Here is a 14,358-nt window from a genome sequence, read left to right on the forward strand (position 1 = left end):
GCAGGTCCCCTCTGTCGGATCGGGCCGGCCGCGGAATTCCGTTGCGGCGGCGGTGCGCCTCTGCTCAAGTGGGCGCATGGATCACGCCGCCGTCCTCGCCCTCTACGACCGGGACCTGCGCCGGGGCGCCCGGCCCGACGGACCCGGCGCGCGCGTCGAGCGGGCCGGGGGCGTGGTGCGCCACATCGGCACCGAACAGGACTGGAACGGAGTCCTCTGGTCGGCGCTGGACGCCGCGGGCGCGGACGCGGCGATCGCGGGGGAGATCGCCCGCTTCACCGGGCTCGGCCTCGGCTTCGAGTGGAAGCTCCACGGGCACGACCGGCCCGCGGACCTCGGACGGCGGCTCCTGGCCGCCGGGTTCACCGCCGGGCCCGAGGAGACGCTGATGGTCGGCGAGGTCTCCGAACTCGCCCTGGACGCCGAGCCACCCGAGGGCGTGCGGCTGCTTCCCGTCACCGACGCGGCGGGCGTCGGCCTCCTGGTCGAGGTGCACGAGCGGGTGTTCGGCGCGGACGGCTCCCGCCTGCGCCACCAGATCCTCGCCCGGCTCGCCGCCGCCCCGGACACCATGGCCGCGGTCGTCGCCCTCGCCGGGGACGTTCCGGTGAGCTCGGCCCGCATGGAACTGGTGCCCGGCACACGGTTCGCGGGCCTCTGGGGAGGCGGCACCGTCGAGGGATGGCGGGGCCGGGGTGTCTACCGCGCCCTCGTCGCCCACCGGGCCCGGATCGCCGCGGACCGCGGCTGCCGCTACCTCCAGGTCGACGCCTCCGGCCAGAGCCGCCCCGTCCTCGAACGCCTGGGCTTCGCACCGCTGACCACGACGACTCCGTACACGTACGAGTGCGCGGACCATGACGGGCACGGGAGCTGACGACTGCGCACGGGGGAGAGCCGGCCGCGAGTCGTGACCCGTGGCCGGCTGCGTCCCGTCGAGGCCCGCTGCCGCACCCGGCGCCGAAGGCCCCCCGACGGCGCCCGGTTCAGCGGCGTCCCGCCATCGCCCGGTCCAGGGCGGCGACGCCCACCGCGGCGAGGCCGATCTGGATGAGCCACTCGATCCAGTCGACGCCGTTGGTGTCGGCGACGCCGAGTCCGGCGGCGATCGCCGCGCCGACCAGCGCGGCCACGATGCCGACGACGATCGTCCACAGGACGCCGATGTGCTGACGGCCGGGAAGGACCAGCCGGCCCAGGACACCGATGACGATGCCGATGACGACGGCGCTGAGGATGCCCGTGATCTCCATCTTCACCCCTCGGTGAGGTAATCCGCGCTCTTCCTCTGCCCGCTGGTTCCCGAGGCACTCCGTCCGGGTTGTTGCCGGGGCCTTCTGTTCACCGGGTGGTCATGCCATGTACCTTTCAACCAAGTGACGCGTGTAGAACCCTCAACTTCGTTCTACGCGCGCAGACTTCGCGCCCGCACCGCTCCCTTCACCCCACTCGGAGGTACGCCGGATGCTCGGATCCAGAAGATTCCGCCACAGAGTCACCACCGCCCTGGCCGGGCTCGGACTCCTCGTCGGCTCGGCCGCCCTGCAGGTCGGCGCCGCCGCCGCACCCGCCCACGCGGCCACCACGCACCGCATCCTGTTCGACAACGCCCACGCGGAGACCGCCGGCAACGCCGACTGGATCATCTCCACCAGCCAGCCCGACCCGCTCGGCCAGAACCCCTCCCCGTCCGCCGAGACCGACTGGACCGGCGCGCTGTCCTCCTGGGGCGTGGCCCTGCAGAAGGCGGGCGGTTACAGCCTCAAGACCCTGCCGTCGGGCTCCAGCCTCTCCTACGGCGGCTCGTCGTCGACCGACCTGGCGAACTTCGACACCCTGGTCCTGCCCGAGCCGAACACGATGTTCACCAGCGCCGAGAAGACGGCGATCATGAACTTCGTGAAGAACGGCGGCGGACTGTTCATGATCTCCGACCACACGGGCGCCGACCGCAACAACGACGGCTACGACGCGGTCGAGATCCTGAACGACCTGATGACCAACAACAGCGTCGACTCCACCGACCCGTTCGGCTTCTCCATCGACTCGTTGAGCATCAGCTCCGACCACCCCGCCGCGATCAACGACAGCACCGACCCGGTGCTGCACGGCTCCTTCGGCGACGTCACCAAGAGCCTGATCGCCAGCGGCACCACCGCCACCCTCAAGCCGGCGGACAACTCGAGCGTCAAGGGCCTGCTGTACCGCACCGGGTACTCCGGCAACACCGGCGCCTTCTTCGCGACCAGCACCTTCGGCAGCGGCCGGGTGGCCTTCTGGGGCGACAGCTCGCCCGTCGACGACGGCACCGGCCAGTCCGGCAACACCCTCTACGACGGCTGGAACGACACGAGCGCCACCAACGCGCCCCTCGCCCTCAACGCCACCGCCTGGCTGGCCGGTGCGGGCACCAGTAGCGGGGGAGGCGGCACCGGCTCCTGCACCGCCGCCCAGCTGCTCGGCAACCCCGGCTTCGAGTCCGGCAACACCACCTGGAGCGCCACCACCGGGGTCATCACCAACGACACCGGCGAGGCCGCCCGCACCGGCTCCTACAAGGCCTGGCTCGACGGCTACGGCACGGCGAACACCGACACCCTCGCGCAGACGGTGACGATCCCCTCCGGCTGCACCACCGCCACGCTGAGCTTCTACCTCCACGTCGACACGGCCGAGACGACCACCACGACGGCGTACGACACCCTGAAGGCGCAGGTGCTCAACAGCAGCGGCACCGTGCTGTCGACCCTCGCGACCTACTCGAACCTCAACGCGGCGAGCGGCTACACGCAGCGCAGCTTCAACCTGGCCGCCTACGCGGGCCAGACGGTGACGGTCAAGTTCACCGGCACCGAGGGCTCCCAACTCCAGACGTCCTTCGTCCTCGACGACACGGCGCTGAACGTGGGCTGACGCCCCGTGCGGCAGGGCCCGGCACCCGGTGCCGGGCCCTTCGTGTGTCCGGGGCACGACCGGATGGCCTAACCCGGCACGCGCCCGCCGGGGACCGCGGTCAGAGTGGGCAGCATGACAGAAGCTGGCGAACGACGGCGCGGTACGGCCTCGGCCCCGGCGCGCGGGCGTGCGGTGCGCGGGGCCCAGGACGCCGCCCGGTGCGCCGCCGACGGGCTGGGCCAGCTCGTCCGCCACCGCCTGGAAGGCGTGTCCTCGGTGTGCCGCAGCGAGGACGACGGCTGGCTCGTCAACGTCGACGTGCTGGAGCTGGCCCGCATCCCCGACACGACCAGCCTGCTCGCCACCTACGAGGTCGAGCTGGACTCGGCGGGCGAGCTGCTGCAGTACCGCCGGGTCGCGCGCTACCGGCGCGGCGCCCAGGACTGACGCCCGGGCCCCCGGCCCGCCTCCGGAAGGACCGCTGCATGATCACCTATGACGACGAGCTCGTCTGCGCGCCCCGCGCCGGAACCCTGTACGACGTGCTCGAGCTCATCCTCGACCGCGGCATGGTGATCGACGTCTTCGTGCGCGTCTCCCTGGTGGGCATCGAGATCCTCAAGGTGGACGCCCGGATCGTGATCGCCAGTGTCGACACCTATCTGCGGTTCGCCGAGGCCTGCAACCGCCTCGACCTGGAGCACGACGTCCGCACCAAGACCGTGCCCGAGCTGTTCGGCGGAGGGTCGGCCAAGAAGGCCGTCGCCAAGGCGGGCGCCAAGCGCGGCGCCCGCTCCCTGACCTCGAAGGTGCGGGAGATGCTCACCCCGGAGGAGCGGGAGGAAGAGGAGGAGACGGAGGAGGAAGAGCAGGAGCCCAGGAGGCGCCGCGGCGAGCGGGAGCCGGAACGGAAACGGCCTACTCGCCGCCCGCCCGAGGAGGACCGCGGCAGCTCGGGCCGCCGCCGCGGTGACGACGAGCGGCCCCGTTCCCGATCCCGCCGCTCCGAGGGGGAGGACTGACCGTGACGGACACCGCCACCGCCCTCAGCACCCTTTACGTCTACGGCATCACGCACGCCGGGGTACGGGCCCCGGGTACGCCCGGCGTGGGCGGCGCCCCGGTACGGCTGGTGACCGAGTCCGGCCTGTGCGCCGCCGTCTCCGACCCGCCCGAACAGGTTCGCGCGCGCCGCCGCGACCTGACGGCCCACCAGGCGGTGCTCGACGAACTCGCCGCGCAGAGCCCGGTCCTGCCGATGCGGTTCGCGGTGGTCAGCCCCGGCGCGGACACCCTGCGGGCCCAACTGCGCGCCGACCGGGACCGTCTGTCGGCGCAGCTCGAAACGGTCCGGGGCTGTGTGGAGATGAACGTCAAGGGCTCGGTCGTGTCCGGCTACTTCGCCGAACTCGTGCGCCGGGACGAGAAACTGCGTGCCCTGGCCCACCAGACCCGGCGCAGGCCCGACTACGAGGCCAACGTGCGGCTGGGCGAGGCCCTCGCCCGCGGGGTCCGGCGCGAGGCGCGGCACGCCGCCCACGAGGTCCTGGCCCGGCTGACTCCGCTGGCCGTGCGCACGGCGCAGGGGCCGCTCGACGACGACCTGGTGCTGAGCGCGTCCTTCCTGCTGAACGCCGCCGACGAGGAGCGGTTCCGGCAGGTGGTGGCCGCCCAGGCACGCGCCTTCGGGGACCGGCTGGCGCTCAGCGTGACCGGGCCCCTGCCGTGCTACAGCTTCGTCGAGGCGCACCCCGCCCCGGCCGGGCGGTGACGCGGTGGGCATCGTGAGTGAACTCCTGCTGCTGCCGCTCGCGCCGGTGCGCGGCACGGTGTGGATCGCCGACCGTCTGCTGGAGGAGGCCGAGCGCCAGATGCGCGACCCGCGGGCGGTGCAGGCCCGGCTGGCCGCGCTCAACCGGGCCCTGGACGACGGCGCCATCGACGAGGAGACCTTCGAGAAGGAGGAGGAGCGCCTGCTCGGCCTCCTCGGCAGCCCCGCCCGTCCCCTGGGCGCCCCTCCGGCGGGCCACGTGCCGGGGACCGCGGGACGCGCACGGGGGGCCGCGGGCCGCGCACCGGGGAGGCGCGGGTGAGCGGCAACCGGATCGCCCTGGGGGCGGCCGTGGCGGCCGGATACGCCCTGGGCCGTACGAGAAGGGCCAGACTCGCCCTCGCCGTCGGGACCTACCTCGCCGGACGGAGCCTCGGCGTGGCACCGGGCCGGACGTCAGCGGGCCCCCAGCGGCAGCTCCAGGAACTCGCCGAGCAGGTGCGCGGCGAGCTGCTGACCGCCGGGCGCGAGGCCGTCACCGCCGTCGTCGACCGCAGGCTCACCCGTGCCGCCGACACGCTCCGGCACCGCACCGACGCGCTCGTCCGCGGGGACGGCCCCGGCCGCCCGTCAGAGGAGCGGTCCGCGGAGTGGTACGACGAGGAGAACGGCGAGGAGTACGGCCACGAGAACGGCGACTCGGCCTCCGGCGCGCGGCGGGGGCGGTGAGCGCCGATGACGGGCACCAGGGCGCGCCGCGACGAGCGAGCGAGCGGCCCCTCGCCCCTGGACGACCTGACGGACGCCCTGGGCGGCTACCTCTCCGCGCTGGGCGGCAGCCTCGTCGTCAGGGCGGGGGAACGGGTCGGTGACCTCACCGACCGGCTCGCGGACGTCGCGGCCGGGGGGCGGTCCGGCGGTCCGGGGGCCCAGCGGAAGCCCCGCGGGCTGAAGGACGCGGTGCTCGGCAGGGTGCGGTCACTCGGCCCGGGACGCGGTCGCGGCTCGCGCGGTGGCGCGGCGGGGGGCAGCGTCAAGGCGACGCACATCCTGGAGGCCGTCGACGTAGGGGTCCCGCTCCGCACGGCCTACGACCACTGGACGCAGTTCGAGGACTTCAGCCGTTTCACCAAGGGCGTCCGCAGCGTCGGCCGGTCCGACGAGGTCACCTCCGACTGGAACGTCAAGGTCGGCCCGTCGAGCCGCAGTTGGAAGGCCTTCGTCCGCGAGCAGGTGCCCGACGACCGGATCGTGTGGACCTCCGAGGGGGCAAAGGGCACCACCCGCGGGGCGGTCACCTTCCACGAACTGGCCCCCAGCCTCACCCGGATCGTCGTCGTGGTCGAGTACTACCCGGCCGGGTTCGTCGAGAAGACCGGCAACCTCTGGCGCGCCCAGGGCCGCCGGCTGCGTCTGGACCTGAAGCACTTCGTGCGCCACGTCACCCTGCACGGCGACGAGGAACTGGAGGGCTGGCGCGGGGAGATCCGCGACGGGGAGGTCGTCCGGTCGCACGAGGAGGCGTGGGAGGACGAGGAGGGCGCCTACGAGGAGGAGGGCGCCTACGGCGAGGGGGACGAGGAGGGCGGGGAGGCCGAGAAGGAAGAAGAGGACGAGGACGCCGAGGAAGAGGACGAGGACGAGTACGCGGAGGACGAGCCCGCTGACGAGTACGACGACGATGCCCACCGCGACCGCGTCCCCCGGCGCCGCTGACTTCCCTGGAGCACCCCGTGACCGACGTCGCCGCCTGGCACACGAATTCGGTGCCGCAGGACTACGCGCCCGCCACCACCAACCTCGCGGACCTCCTCGAACGGGTCCTCGACAAGGGCATCGTGATCGCGGGCGACATCAAGATCGACCTGCTCGACATCGAACTGCTCACCATCCGCCTGCGCCTGTTCATCGCCTCGGTCGACACCGCCAGGAGGGCCGGCATCGACTGGTGGGAGACCGACCCCGCGCTCTCCTCACGGGCCGCGCACGACGCGCTGGCCCAGGAGAACGCGCGGCTGCGCGAGCGCCTCGACGCCCTGGAGGGCGCCGAGGACGACGCGGAGGAAGAGGCGGAGGAGGAAGCGTGAAGGACACGAAGGGCACCCTCACCTACGCGTTCGCCGTGACCCGCACCCCGCCGCCCGGCGACGCGCTGACCGCCGCGGCGGGCCACGGCGGAGGCGGCCCCCTGCGTGTGCTGCGCGCCGGGACCCTGTGGCTCGTCGTCCAGGACGTGCCGGCGGAGACCTTCGGCGAGGCGTCGCTCGGCGAGCGGCTCAACCGGCCCGAGGAACTGGAACGCTGCGCCCGCACCCATCACCGGGGCGTCGAGACGGCCGCCCTGTCCGGCCCGGTCGTCCCCCTCCCCATGGCCACCCTGTACCTCGGGGACGACAGCGCGGTGGAGTCCGTGTCCGCCCGCGAGGCGGAGCTGGGCGACCTGCTCGACCGGCTGCGGGGCCGTACGGAGTGGGCGGTGAAGGTGCACGCCGTCGAGGCGGCCGGCCCCGCGCCCGGGACCGACGGCACGGGAGGGGACGACGCCCCCGCCGAGCCTGACGCCCCCGGCGGGCGGGCCTATCTCGGCCGGGTCAGCGCCCGCCGGCGTACCCAGCGGGACGCGCGGGAGCGGGCGCTCGCCGCGGCCCACGCGGTCGACCGGGAGCTGCGGCGGTACGCCGTGGCCGCGACACGGCACCGGCCGCAGAGCGAGCACCTGACCGGCCGGAGCGCCCCGCAGCTGCTGAACGCCGCCTATCTGGTCGACGACGCGGAACGGGCCGCGTTCACCCGGGCGGTGGCCGGGTTCGGCGCCGGACGCGTCGGCACCCTGGTGGAGACGACCGCGTCGGGGCCCTGGATCCCGTACTCCTTCGCCAGGCTGGACCAGGAGTGGAACACCGGGGAAGACGAGGTTCGCGCATGACCGTGCCGACAGCGCTCGAATCCGGCCGGACGAGCGTCCCCTGGGACGGCCCGGAACCGTACGCGCCGATCGGGGTGCCCCTGGTCGACCTGCTGGACCGGGTCCTGGCGACCGGGGTGGTGATCAGCGGCGACCTGGTCCTGGCCATCGCCGACGTACCGCTGGTGCGGATCTCGCTGCACGCCCTCCTGGCCTCGGTCAGCGACCGGGTCCCGGCGCCCTGGTCGGACAGCGGGCCGCTGTGACCGAGCCGCGCACCCATGCCCTGGACCTCGACCCGGAGACGGTCGCGAACGACCTGGCCGCACTGGTCCTGGCCGTGGTGGAACTGCTGCGGCAGCTGATGGAGCGCCAGGCGGTGCGCCGTTTCGACGAGGGGTCGCTGAGCCCCGACCAGGAGGACCGGCTCGGCACCGCGCTCATGCTGCTGGACCGGCGCATGGACGACCTGTGCGCGCGGCACGGGCTGAGCCGCAGCGATCTCAACCTGGACCTGGGCCCGCTGGGCCCGCTCCTGGCCGACCCGGACCCGTGATCCGCCTGCCCGGAACCGTGACGCGCCCCTCGACCCCGCGGCGCGCCGCCCCGGACCCGTGACGCGCCGGCCCGGGCTCGTCACGCGCCGGGCGGCCCGGTCGCCGTGCGCCCCGGCCGGTGCCCGCCGCCGGCACGGCGGGGCCGGCCCGCCTCCGCGGACCGGCCCTCGTGACTCCTTCCCGGCTCCGGGCGCCACGGCCCGGTGGTGTCGCGGCCCGGTGGTGTCGCGGCCCGGTGGTACCGCGCCCCCCGGCTCGACGGCCCTACTGCCTGGTGGTGCTCTTCGACGCCGTCACGGCGCACATCAGTCCCAGGACGAGGGCCAGGGCGCCGATGACGATGTTGTTCACCACCACGCCGGCGTCCGGGCTGGTGCCGACGACCCAGGGCGCCACGATCATCCAGATGCCCATGGCGCACATGGCCCAGCTCAGTCCGTACATCCGCTCGGGGGCGGTGGTGAATCCGAGGGCCAGCAGCCCGATGGCGATGCCCACGATCAGGTTGTGGGTCGCGAGTGCCGGCTGGCTCGTCGTGTAGTGGAGGATCCACGGGGACGCGGCGCAGTAGAGGCCCAGCAGGAACACCGGGCCGTCCACGAGCGCCACGTCGCGGCCACCCAGCATGCGGGCGTAACGGTCCCGCATCTCCGAGACGTCGGGGTGGGTGGTGATGTCACCTCTGCCGTGCGAGACGTTGGCCATGTCTCGTCTCCTTCTGACTTGCAGGCCTGACCGCGTCTTGTGCGGTGTGCGGTGGGCGCCGCGCACCCTCATTTTGCTCTTATTTCTCCTTTATGTGTAGACGTGGGAGCGCTCCGCGCCCGCTTTGCTTCCCTCGGCCGCCCCGGACCGGAGAGAGATCGCCCCGCCGCCAATCCGCCCCCGCCGCAGCCACGGATTACGCCGGACAGCGTGACCGCGGCGGGGGCGGAGGAGAGACGAATGGCGCGGTCGGAGAGCCCTGGGCCGATCCGGGGAGCGGCCGGGCGGGGGGACGGGCGCACGGCGGCGCACCTGGAACGGGAGGGCGCGCGGCCCTTCACCGCGACCGTGCGCGGCACCCGGCGTGAGGCGACCACCCGGGCCCTGCTGCGGCCGGGGCTGCGGCACCCGTGGTCCACCGCCGCCGTGTCCGCCGGCATCCGCCTGTACCTGCGGGGAGTCCCCGTACAGCCCCGTCCCCGCCCCCGCACCCCGGAGAACGTGACATGACGACCGTCGAGCCCCGCTGCACCCCCGTCGCGAGGGAGGCCCCGGCGCCCTCGGCCCAGTGGCCCGACGTGGCCGCGCCGCCCGCCGCCTCTCCCCTGCGCACCGCCGTGACCGCCGCCGTCGTGCGCCGGGCGCTGGAGCGGCTGCCCCTCCAGGTCCGGTTCGCCGGAGGGCACTCGGCGGGCAGGGGCGGCCCGCTGCTGGAGGTGCGCGACCCGAAGCGCTTCCACGGCCGCATCGGGGCCTCCGGCCTGATCGGCTTCGGCGAGTCGTACATGGCCGGCGAGTGGGACGCGCCCGACCTGGTCGCCGCGCTCACCGTGCTCGCCGCGCACGCGGCCGAGCTGATCCCGCCCCCGCTCCAGCGGCTGCGCGGCCTGTGGGCCCCGCGGCAGCCCGGCGCCCGGCGCAACACCCCCGAGGGAGCGCGCGCCAACATCAGCCACCACTACGACCTGTCCAGCGATCTCTTCGCCCTCTTCCTCGACGACACCCTCACCTACTCCTCGGCGGTCTTCCGCGGCTTCCCCGCCCGCTGGGAGCTGCTCGCCGCCGCCCAGCACCGCAAGATCGACCGGCTGCTGGACCTCGCCGGGGCCGGCGAGGGCACCCGGCTGCTGGAGATCGGCACCGGCTATGGCGAACTGGCCATCAGGGCCGCCGCGCGCGGCGCGCACGTCACCTCGCTGACCCTCTCCCGGGAACAGCGGGCACTCGCCCTGGAGCGGGCGCGGGAGGCCGGCGTGGCCGACCGGGTCCGCGTCGACCTGTGCGACTACCGCGAGGCCCGGGGGACGTACGACGCCGTCGTCAGCGTCGAGATGATCGAGGCCGTCGGCGAGGAGTTCTGGCCCGTCCACTTCCGCACCCTCGACGCACGCCTCGCCCCCGGCGGCCGCGCCGCCCTCCAGGCCATCACCATGCCGCACGACCGGATGCCGGCCTCCCGCACCACCCACACCTGGATCCAGAAGTACGTCTTCCCCGGCGGCCTGCTGCCCTCCGCCGAAGCCGTCGAGCGGCACGTCCGCGACCACACCCGGCTGACCGTCGCCCGGCGCGACGGCTTCGGCGCGCACTACGCCGAGACCCTGCGCCTGTGGCGGGAGCGGTTCACCGAGCGGGCCGACGAGGTAGCCGCGCTCGGCTTCGACGAGACCTTCCGGCGCCTGTGGACCTTCTACCTGGCCTACTCCGAGGCGGGGTTCCGCTCCGGCTACCTCGACGTACAGCAGTACCTGCTCACGAAGGAGACCACCGCCCGATGACCACCGCCCGCACCCCCCGGCCCGAAGCCGCCCCCGCTCTCCCCCCTCCCGAACCGGCGGTTCCGCCCGGTCCGGAGCCGCCCGGCGGACATGCACATGCGGCCGCTGGGCGGAACCATGGGCCTGCTGGAGGAGCGCCGGACCGACGTCGTAGGCCTCGTGGGCGAGGACACGGCACGGGTGTGGCGGCTCCATCTGGTCGGCGTGGCCCTCGCGTGCGAGGGGCGGCGCATGGCCGTCGACCAGATCCTCGCGGTCCGCCCCGACCCCGGCGGGCACGGCGGGACGCCCGCGACCCCCGAGGCCTGGTACGCGGCCTGTTCCTGATCGCCTGCGACGAGGGCGCCTCGGCGGCGGTGTCGCTCGTGTCCCCCTGGTGATGAGCTTCCTGCTGATCAGGGGGAGCGGTAAGGAACCGCTGGAGCGGCACATGGCCGGGCGCCCCGGATACGCCGAGTACGTGGCCCGCACCAGCGGCTTCTTCCCGTGGCCGCCGCGCGGCCGGGACTGAACGCTCGGGGGCCCGTCCTGTCGGACGGTCCCCCGAGCGCGCCGGGCCGGGGTGCGGATCAGGCCGGCAGGTTCATCAGCGCGAGCGGCGCCGACGTGGGCTTCTGCGATCCGCCCCGCGGCTCCACCGTGATGCCCATGGCCGAGGCGCCGTCGACGGCGCCTTCCATCATCACCGTCTGGCTGGCGCGGTGCGGGTCCATCAGACCGGCGGACCGCATGGTGCCGCCGTCGTCGAACCACAGCTGGTAGACCTTGCCCCGCGGCGGCGCGGCCATGCCCGAGGCCACGAACACGGCCCGGTCCCGGCTCTTGGAGACGACCACGCTTCCCCGGGCGCCGTCCGCGAGCGCGGCGCTGCGGGTACGGGCGTCGGGAGCCGCGAGCACGGCGGCCAGCTCGTCCGCCCGCTGCGCGGACGCCCTGGCCTCGGCCCGTGCGTCCTCGGCGCGGTCGTGCTGCCACACCGTGGTGCCGCCGAGCGCGGCCACCGCGGCCACGCACGCGGCCAGTGCCCATCGGGACAGCCGCCGGGACCCCAGCACGGCGCGGGCCGAGCGGGCGGTGGGAGAGGTGGGGGGCGCCTCCTGCCGGACGGCGGAGACGCGGTGCAGCACCCGCTCCCTGAGCGCAGGCCGGACCGGGCCGGACACGGCGAGCCCGAGCCGGGCCGCGGTCGCGGTGAACTCGGCGACCTCCTGCGCGCAGGCCTCGCAGTCCGCGAGGTGCCGCTCGAAGGCCTCGCGCTCGTCCCCGGGCAGGGCGTGCAGGGCGTAGGCGCCCGTCAGTGTGTGCAGGTCGGCGGTGGTCACGCGCTCACTCCCAGGCAGTCACGGAGTCGGATGAGGCCGTCGCGCAGCCGGGTCTTGGCCGTGCCGAGCGGCAGCGCGAGCGCCTCGGCGACCTCGCGGTAGGTCAGTCCCCGGTAGTAGGCGAGGTTGACGGCCTGCCGCTGGATCTCCGTCAGCGTGCGCAGACAGCGCCGCACCTGCTCCCGCTCCAGGTGCGCCTCCACCTGCTCGGTCACCTGGTCGTACTCGGGCGTCCGGTCCAGCAGGGCCGCCTTGTGCTCGCGGGCGGCCGCCGCCTCCGCCGAGCGGACCCGGTCCACCGCGCGCCGGTGCGCGAGCGTGAGGATCCAGTTGATCGCGGAGCCGCGGTCGGCGCGGTACCGGGCCGCCGTGCGCCACACCTCCACCAGCACCTCCTGGGCGACCTCCTCCGACTGCGCCTGGTCGCGCAGCACGCTGCGCACCACTCCGAGGACGGGGCTCGCCACGACGTCGTAGACGGCTGCGAAGGCCTCCTGATCACCCAGGGCCACGCTGCTCATCAGTTCCTGCAGATCCGGCTCGGCCGCCGGGTTCCTGCCGATGTACACGGCTTCTTTCACCAGGGGGGTCCTTAGGGAGTGCGACATGGCCGGGCGTAATCCGGTGCCGCGGGTGCGGCGGATTGGTCCGGGACGGAAGGAAGCGCGGGAAATTCACCCGGCGGGGGAGAACGCGGCCGTGCGGGGGAGACGCGCTGCACGGGAGAGGGCTCTCGCGCGCCCGGGGCCGCGGGGAGTGCAGGAGGGAGCCGGGGGCAAGGCGGGATGGCCGGGTGGCTCTGGTCCTGGGGGGCGGGCACGGACGGGGAGCGGGGATGCGGCTCCCCGTCCGGCGGCGGAGGGTCAGCCTGCGCCGCACCTCCCCCTTCCGGCGCGGGGGCCGGTACGGATGCGCGAGCGTGCCCCGCGTCCGCGCGCCCGGAGCCGGCGGCGTACGAACAGGACGGCGGTCACGGGCGCCGCGAGGAGCGCCAGGAGCCGGACGGCTCTCCGGAGCGCGGGCGTCAGGCGGAGCCGGAGGGCACCGCGGTCGCGGGAGCTGGGGGTGCCGGGGGAGTCGGGAGTGCCGCAAGAGCTGGGAGAGGTGGCGGGGCCGGGAGAGGTGGCAGAGCTGGGAGGGTCGGCGAAAGGGGGCGCGTCGCGGGACCGGCTCGGCACGGAGGTCTCGCCGGCCGGCACGGGCGGGTCGCAAGCGGGCCGGGGACGGGAGACGCCTGGCCGATGGTGGACCTCCGCGGCGATCGCGTGCCACACCCGGGCGGGCGGGCGGGCCACGTCGTCCGCGGGGGAGACGGTGCGGCCCGCGGCGACGACCCGCCTCAGTTCGTCCAGTGCCTCGCCGCACCGGCGGCACTCCGCGACATGGGCGAGGGCCGTGTCCCGTTCGGCCCCCCGGTCGGGCCGGTCCCGGCGCTCGTCGAGGGCGAGGGCGGCCAGGTCGTTGGGCGGGACATGACCGCCATGGTCTCGTTCGCCCATGCCCACCTCCGCAGTCGCGCCGTCCCCCTCATTTCCGGTCCGGCGACCGCGGCGGATGCGGTGCGGGCCCCTCCGAATTCGGGAAGCTCGCACCGCTTGTGCATCGAATACGGCGGCGAGTCCCGCTCAGGCGCTCGCGGGCACGCTCGCGCCCGGGTCCGCCTCCGGCGTCGGCTGCTCGAGCCGGCGGCGCAACTGGTGCAGGCCCCGGCGGGCGTGGCTCTTGACCGTGCCGAGCGGCCAGCCGGTGCGCTCGGCGATCTGGGTCTGGGTCAGGTCCTCGAAGAAGGCCAGGCACAGCACCCGCCGCTGGGCCGGCGGAAGCCGGTCCAGCTCGTGCCGCACGAGGACCCGGTCGAGGGCGGCCTCGGGCCTGCCCGCGGCGGGGTCGACCGGGCCGAGGGCCGAGCCGGCGGCCGCGACCAGTTCGCCGCGCCGGGTCCGCGCGGCCAGCGCGTCGGCGATCTTGCGCCGGGTGATGCCGACGATCCACCCGGCCAGCGGTCCGCGCTCGGGCCGGTAGCCGTGCCGGCCGCGCCACACGCCGAGGAAGACCTGCTGGGTGACGTCCTCGGCCTCCCTCGGGTCCCCCAGCGAACGCCGGGCCAGCGTGTGCACCAGAGCCGACCAGCGGTGGTAGGCGGCGGCGAGGCAGGCCTCGTCGCCGGCCACCAGACCGTGCGCCAGTTCCTCGTCGGCGAGCGACTCCTCGACGGGCGCCCACAGCGGCGCTTCGGCCGGATCGGCCGCCGCGGACGGTGAGGTCGTGGAGGCCGTGGAGGCCGTGAAAGTCGGGGAAGTCGGAGAAGGAGACATCGAGGGGTCGAACCGGACGGCGGTCGGATGCGGGGTCATGGCGACGCCTCCTGAGGTCGGACGGAACGCGTGCCGGCCGGCCGCGGTCGTGGCGGTCGCCCGTCACCGCG

18 protein-coding genes and 3 pseudogenes are annotated in these 14,358 nt (G+C 74.6%); 16 read left to right on the plus strand and 5 right to left on the minus strand.

The window, feature by feature from the left end; translation table 11 throughout:
• Window positions 1-76: 76 nt before the first annotated feature.
• Complete coding sequence (locus ACIPM1_RS07865; RefSeq protein WP_402430405.1) at window positions 77-877, plus strand: GNAT family N-acetyltransferase; 801 nt, start codon at window positions 77-79, stop codon at window positions 875-877.
• 109 nt (window positions 878-986) lie between these two features.
• Here ACIPM1_RS07865 and ACIPM1_RS07870 read toward each other — a convergent pair whose 3' ends face one another.
• Entirely contained in the window at window positions 987-1,253 is a 267-nt protein-coding gene (locus ACIPM1_RS07870; protein ID WP_402430408.1) for a GlsB/YeaQ/YmgE family stress response membrane protein, read from the minus strand.
• Window positions 1,254-1,464: 211 nt separating this feature from the next.
• Here ACIPM1_RS07870 and ACIPM1_RS07875 point away from each other — a divergent pair, with 211 nt between their 5' ends.
• From ACIPM1_RS07875 to ACIPM1_RS07925, 11 genes are all read left to right on the plus strand, one after another.
• Window positions 1,465-2,913, plus strand: coding sequence for a hydrolase (locus ACIPM1_RS07875; RefSeq protein ID WP_402430411.1), 1,449 nt, complete (start codon window positions 1,465-1,467; stop codon window positions 2,911-2,913).
• A 114-nt stretch (window positions 2,914-3,027) separates the two neighbouring features.
• Complete coding sequence (locus ACIPM1_RS07880; RefSeq protein ID WP_356189174.1) at window positions 3,028-3,342, plus strand: gas vesicle protein; 315 nt, start codon at window positions 3,028-3,030, stop codon at window positions 3,340-3,342.
• A 38-nt stretch (window positions 3,343-3,380) separates the two neighbouring features.
• Window positions 3,381-3,917 carry a gas vesicle protein GvpJ gene (gene gvpJ, locus ACIPM1_RS07885; RefSeq protein WP_402430414.1) on the plus strand — a complete coding sequence of 179 codons (537 nt, stop codon included), beginning with the start codon at window positions 3,381-3,383 and terminating at the stop codon, window positions 3,915-3,917.
• 2 nt (window positions 3,918-3,919) lie between these two features.
• Window positions 3,920-4,666, plus strand: a complete 747-nt coding sequence (locus ACIPM1_RS07890; protein ID WP_402430417.1) for a GvpL/GvpF family gas vesicle protein — start codon at window positions 3,920-3,922, stop codon at window positions 4,664-4,666.
• Between the two features lie 4 nt (window positions 4,667-4,670).
• Window positions 4,671-4,988 (plus strand): gas vesicle protein GvpG, encoded by a 318-nt coding sequence (locus tag ACIPM1_RS07895; RefSeq protein WP_402430420.1) that lies wholly within the window; start codon window positions 4,671-4,673, stop codon window positions 4,986-4,988.
• Complete coding sequence (locus ACIPM1_RS07900; RefSeq protein WP_402430423.1) at window positions 4,985-5,395, plus strand: hypothetical protein; 411 nt, start codon at window positions 4,985-4,987, stop codon at window positions 5,393-5,395. The genes ACIPM1_RS07895 and ACIPM1_RS07900 overlap by 4 nt, the downstream gene beginning before the upstream one ends.
• 6 nt (window positions 5,396-5,401) lie before the next feature.
• A complete protein-coding gene (locus ACIPM1_RS07905; protein ID WP_402430426.1) occupies window positions 5,402-6,382 on the plus strand; it encodes an SRPBCC family protein in 981 nt (326 codons plus the stop codon).
• Window positions 6,383-6,399: 17 nt separating this feature from the next.
• A complete protein-coding gene (locus tag ACIPM1_RS07910) occupies window positions 6,400-6,753 on the plus strand; it encodes a gas vesicle protein (RefSeq protein WP_402430429.1) in 354 nt (117 codons plus the stop codon).
• Window positions 6,750-7,592: a GvpL/GvpF family gas vesicle protein gene (locus ACIPM1_RS07915; protein WP_402430432.1), complete on the plus strand. Its 843-nt coding sequence runs from the start codon at window positions 6,750-6,752 to the stop codon at window positions 7,590-7,592. Before ACIPM1_RS07910 ends, ACIPM1_RS07915 begins: the two co-directional genes overlap by 4 nt.
• Entirely contained in the window at window positions 7,589-7,837 is a 249-nt protein-coding gene (locus tag ACIPM1_RS07920) for a gas vesicle protein (RefSeq protein WP_356189188.1), read from the plus strand. The genes ACIPM1_RS07915 and ACIPM1_RS07920 overlap by 4 nt, the downstream gene beginning before the upstream one ends.
• Window positions 7,834-8,127: a gas vesicle protein K gene (locus ACIPM1_RS07925; protein WP_402430435.1), complete on the plus strand. Its 294-nt coding sequence runs from the start codon at window positions 7,834-7,836 to the stop codon at window positions 8,125-8,127. The genes ACIPM1_RS07920 and ACIPM1_RS07925 overlap by 4 nt, the downstream gene beginning before the upstream one ends.
• Window positions 8,128-8,392: 265 nt before the next feature.
• On the opposite strand, the gene ACIPM1_RS07930 is transcribed toward ACIPM1_RS07925, so the two are convergent.
• Window positions 8,393-8,833, minus strand: a complete 441-nt coding sequence (locus tag ACIPM1_RS07930; RefSeq protein ID WP_356189195.1) for an SPW repeat protein — start codon at window positions 8,831-8,833, stop codon at window positions 8,393-8,395.
• A 309-nt stretch (window positions 8,834-9,142) separates the two neighbouring features.
• Here ACIPM1_RS07930 and ACIPM1_RS07935 point away from each other — a divergent pair.
• From ACIPM1_RS07935 to ACIPM1_RS07950, 4 genes and pseudogenes are all read left to right on the plus strand, one after another.
• Window positions 9,143-9,343 (plus strand): annotated as a pseudogene (locus tag ACIPM1_RS07935) (DUF1365 family protein); the annotation flags it as partial.
• A complete protein-coding gene (locus ACIPM1_RS07940; protein WP_402430438.1) occupies window positions 9,340-10,611 on the plus strand; it encodes a class I SAM-dependent methyltransferase in 1,272 nt (423 codons plus the stop codon). The pseudogene ACIPM1_RS07935 and the gene ACIPM1_RS07940, both read left to right, overlap by 4 nt.
• Window positions 10,612-10,698: 87 nt before the next feature.
• Window positions 10,699-10,938 (plus strand): annotated as a pseudogene (locus ACIPM1_RS07945) (SAM-dependent methyltransferase); the annotation flags it as partial.
• Window positions 10,926-11,122 (plus strand): annotated as a pseudogene (locus tag ACIPM1_RS07950) (DUF1295 domain-containing protein); the annotation flags it as partial. The pseudogenes ACIPM1_RS07945 and ACIPM1_RS07950, both read left to right, overlap by 13 nt.
• Window positions 11,123-11,180: 58 nt before the next feature.
• Here ACIPM1_RS07950 and ACIPM1_RS07955 read toward each other — a convergent pair.
• The 3 genes from ACIPM1_RS07955 to ACIPM1_RS07965 all read right to left on the minus strand — a co-directional run bounded on the left by ACIPM1_RS07955 (window position 11,181) and on the right by ACIPM1_RS07965 (window position 14,287).
• Window positions 11,181-11,933, minus strand: coding sequence for an anti-sigma factor domain-containing protein (locus ACIPM1_RS07955; protein ID WP_402430441.1), 753 nt, complete (start codon window positions 11,931-11,933; stop codon window positions 11,181-11,183).
• Window positions 11,930-12,514 carry a sigma-70 family RNA polymerase sigma factor gene (locus ACIPM1_RS07960; RefSeq protein ID WP_402430444.1) on the minus strand — a complete coding sequence of 195 codons (585 nt, stop codon included), beginning with the start codon at window positions 12,512-12,514 and terminating at the stop codon, window positions 11,930-11,932. Before ACIPM1_RS07960 ends, ACIPM1_RS07955 begins: the two co-directional genes overlap by 4 nt.
• 1,044 nt (window positions 12,515-13,558) lie before the next feature.
• Window positions 13,559-14,287, minus strand: a complete 729-nt coding sequence (locus ACIPM1_RS07965; RefSeq protein WP_402430447.1) for a sigma-70 family RNA polymerase sigma factor — start codon at window positions 14,285-14,287, stop codon at window positions 13,559-13,561.
• Between the last annotated feature and the right edge of the window lie 71 nt (window positions 14,288-14,358).

The sequence above is a fragment of the Streptomyces sp. NPDC086766 genome (assembly GCF_044746005.1).
Classification (GTDB): domain Bacteria; phylum Actinomycetota; class Actinomycetes; order Streptomycetales; family Streptomycetaceae; genus Streptomyces.

Bases quoted from the DNA above. Each gene is read 5' to 3' on its own strand.
- ACIPM1_RS07920 (WP_356189188.1), top strand. From the start codon at position 7,589: ATGACCGTGCCGACAGCGCTCGAATCCGGCCGGACGAGCGTCCCCTGG.
- ACIPM1_RS07875 (WP_402430411.1), top strand. From the start codon at position 1,465: ATGCTCGGATCCAGAAGATTCCGCCACAGAGTCACCACCGCCCTGGCC.
- ACIPM1_RS07905 (WP_402430426.1), top strand. From the start codon at position 5,402: ATGACGGGCACCAGGGCGCGCCGCGACGAGCGAGCGAGCGGCCCCTCG.
- ACIPM1_RS07930 (WP_356189195.1), bottom strand. From the start codon at position 8,833: ATGGCCAACGTCTCGCACGGCAGAGGTGACATCACCACCCACCCCGAC.
- ACIPM1_RS07870 (WP_402430408.1), bottom strand. From the start codon at position 1,253: ATGGAGATCACGGGCATCCTCAGCGCCGTCGTCATCGGCATCGTCATC.
- gvpJ (WP_402430414.1), top strand. From the start codon at position 3,381: ATGATCACCTATGACGACGAGCTCGTCTGCGCGCCCCGCGCCGGAACC.
- ACIPM1_RS07940 (WP_402430438.1), top strand. From the start codon at position 9,340: ATGACGACCGTCGAGCCCCGCTGCACCCCCGTCGCGAGGGAGGCCCCG.
- ACIPM1_RS07965 (WP_402430447.1), bottom strand. From the start codon at position 14,287: ATGACCCCGCATCCGACCGCCGTCCGGTTCGACCCCTCGATGTCTCCT.
- ACIPM1_RS07880 (WP_356189174.1), top strand. From the start codon at position 3,028: ATGACAGAAGCTGGCGAACGACGGCGCGGTACGGCCTCGGCCCCGGCG.
- ACIPM1_RS07865 (WP_402430405.1), top strand. From the start codon at position 77: ATGGATCACGCCGCCGTCCTCGCCCTCTACGACCGGGACCTGCGCCGG.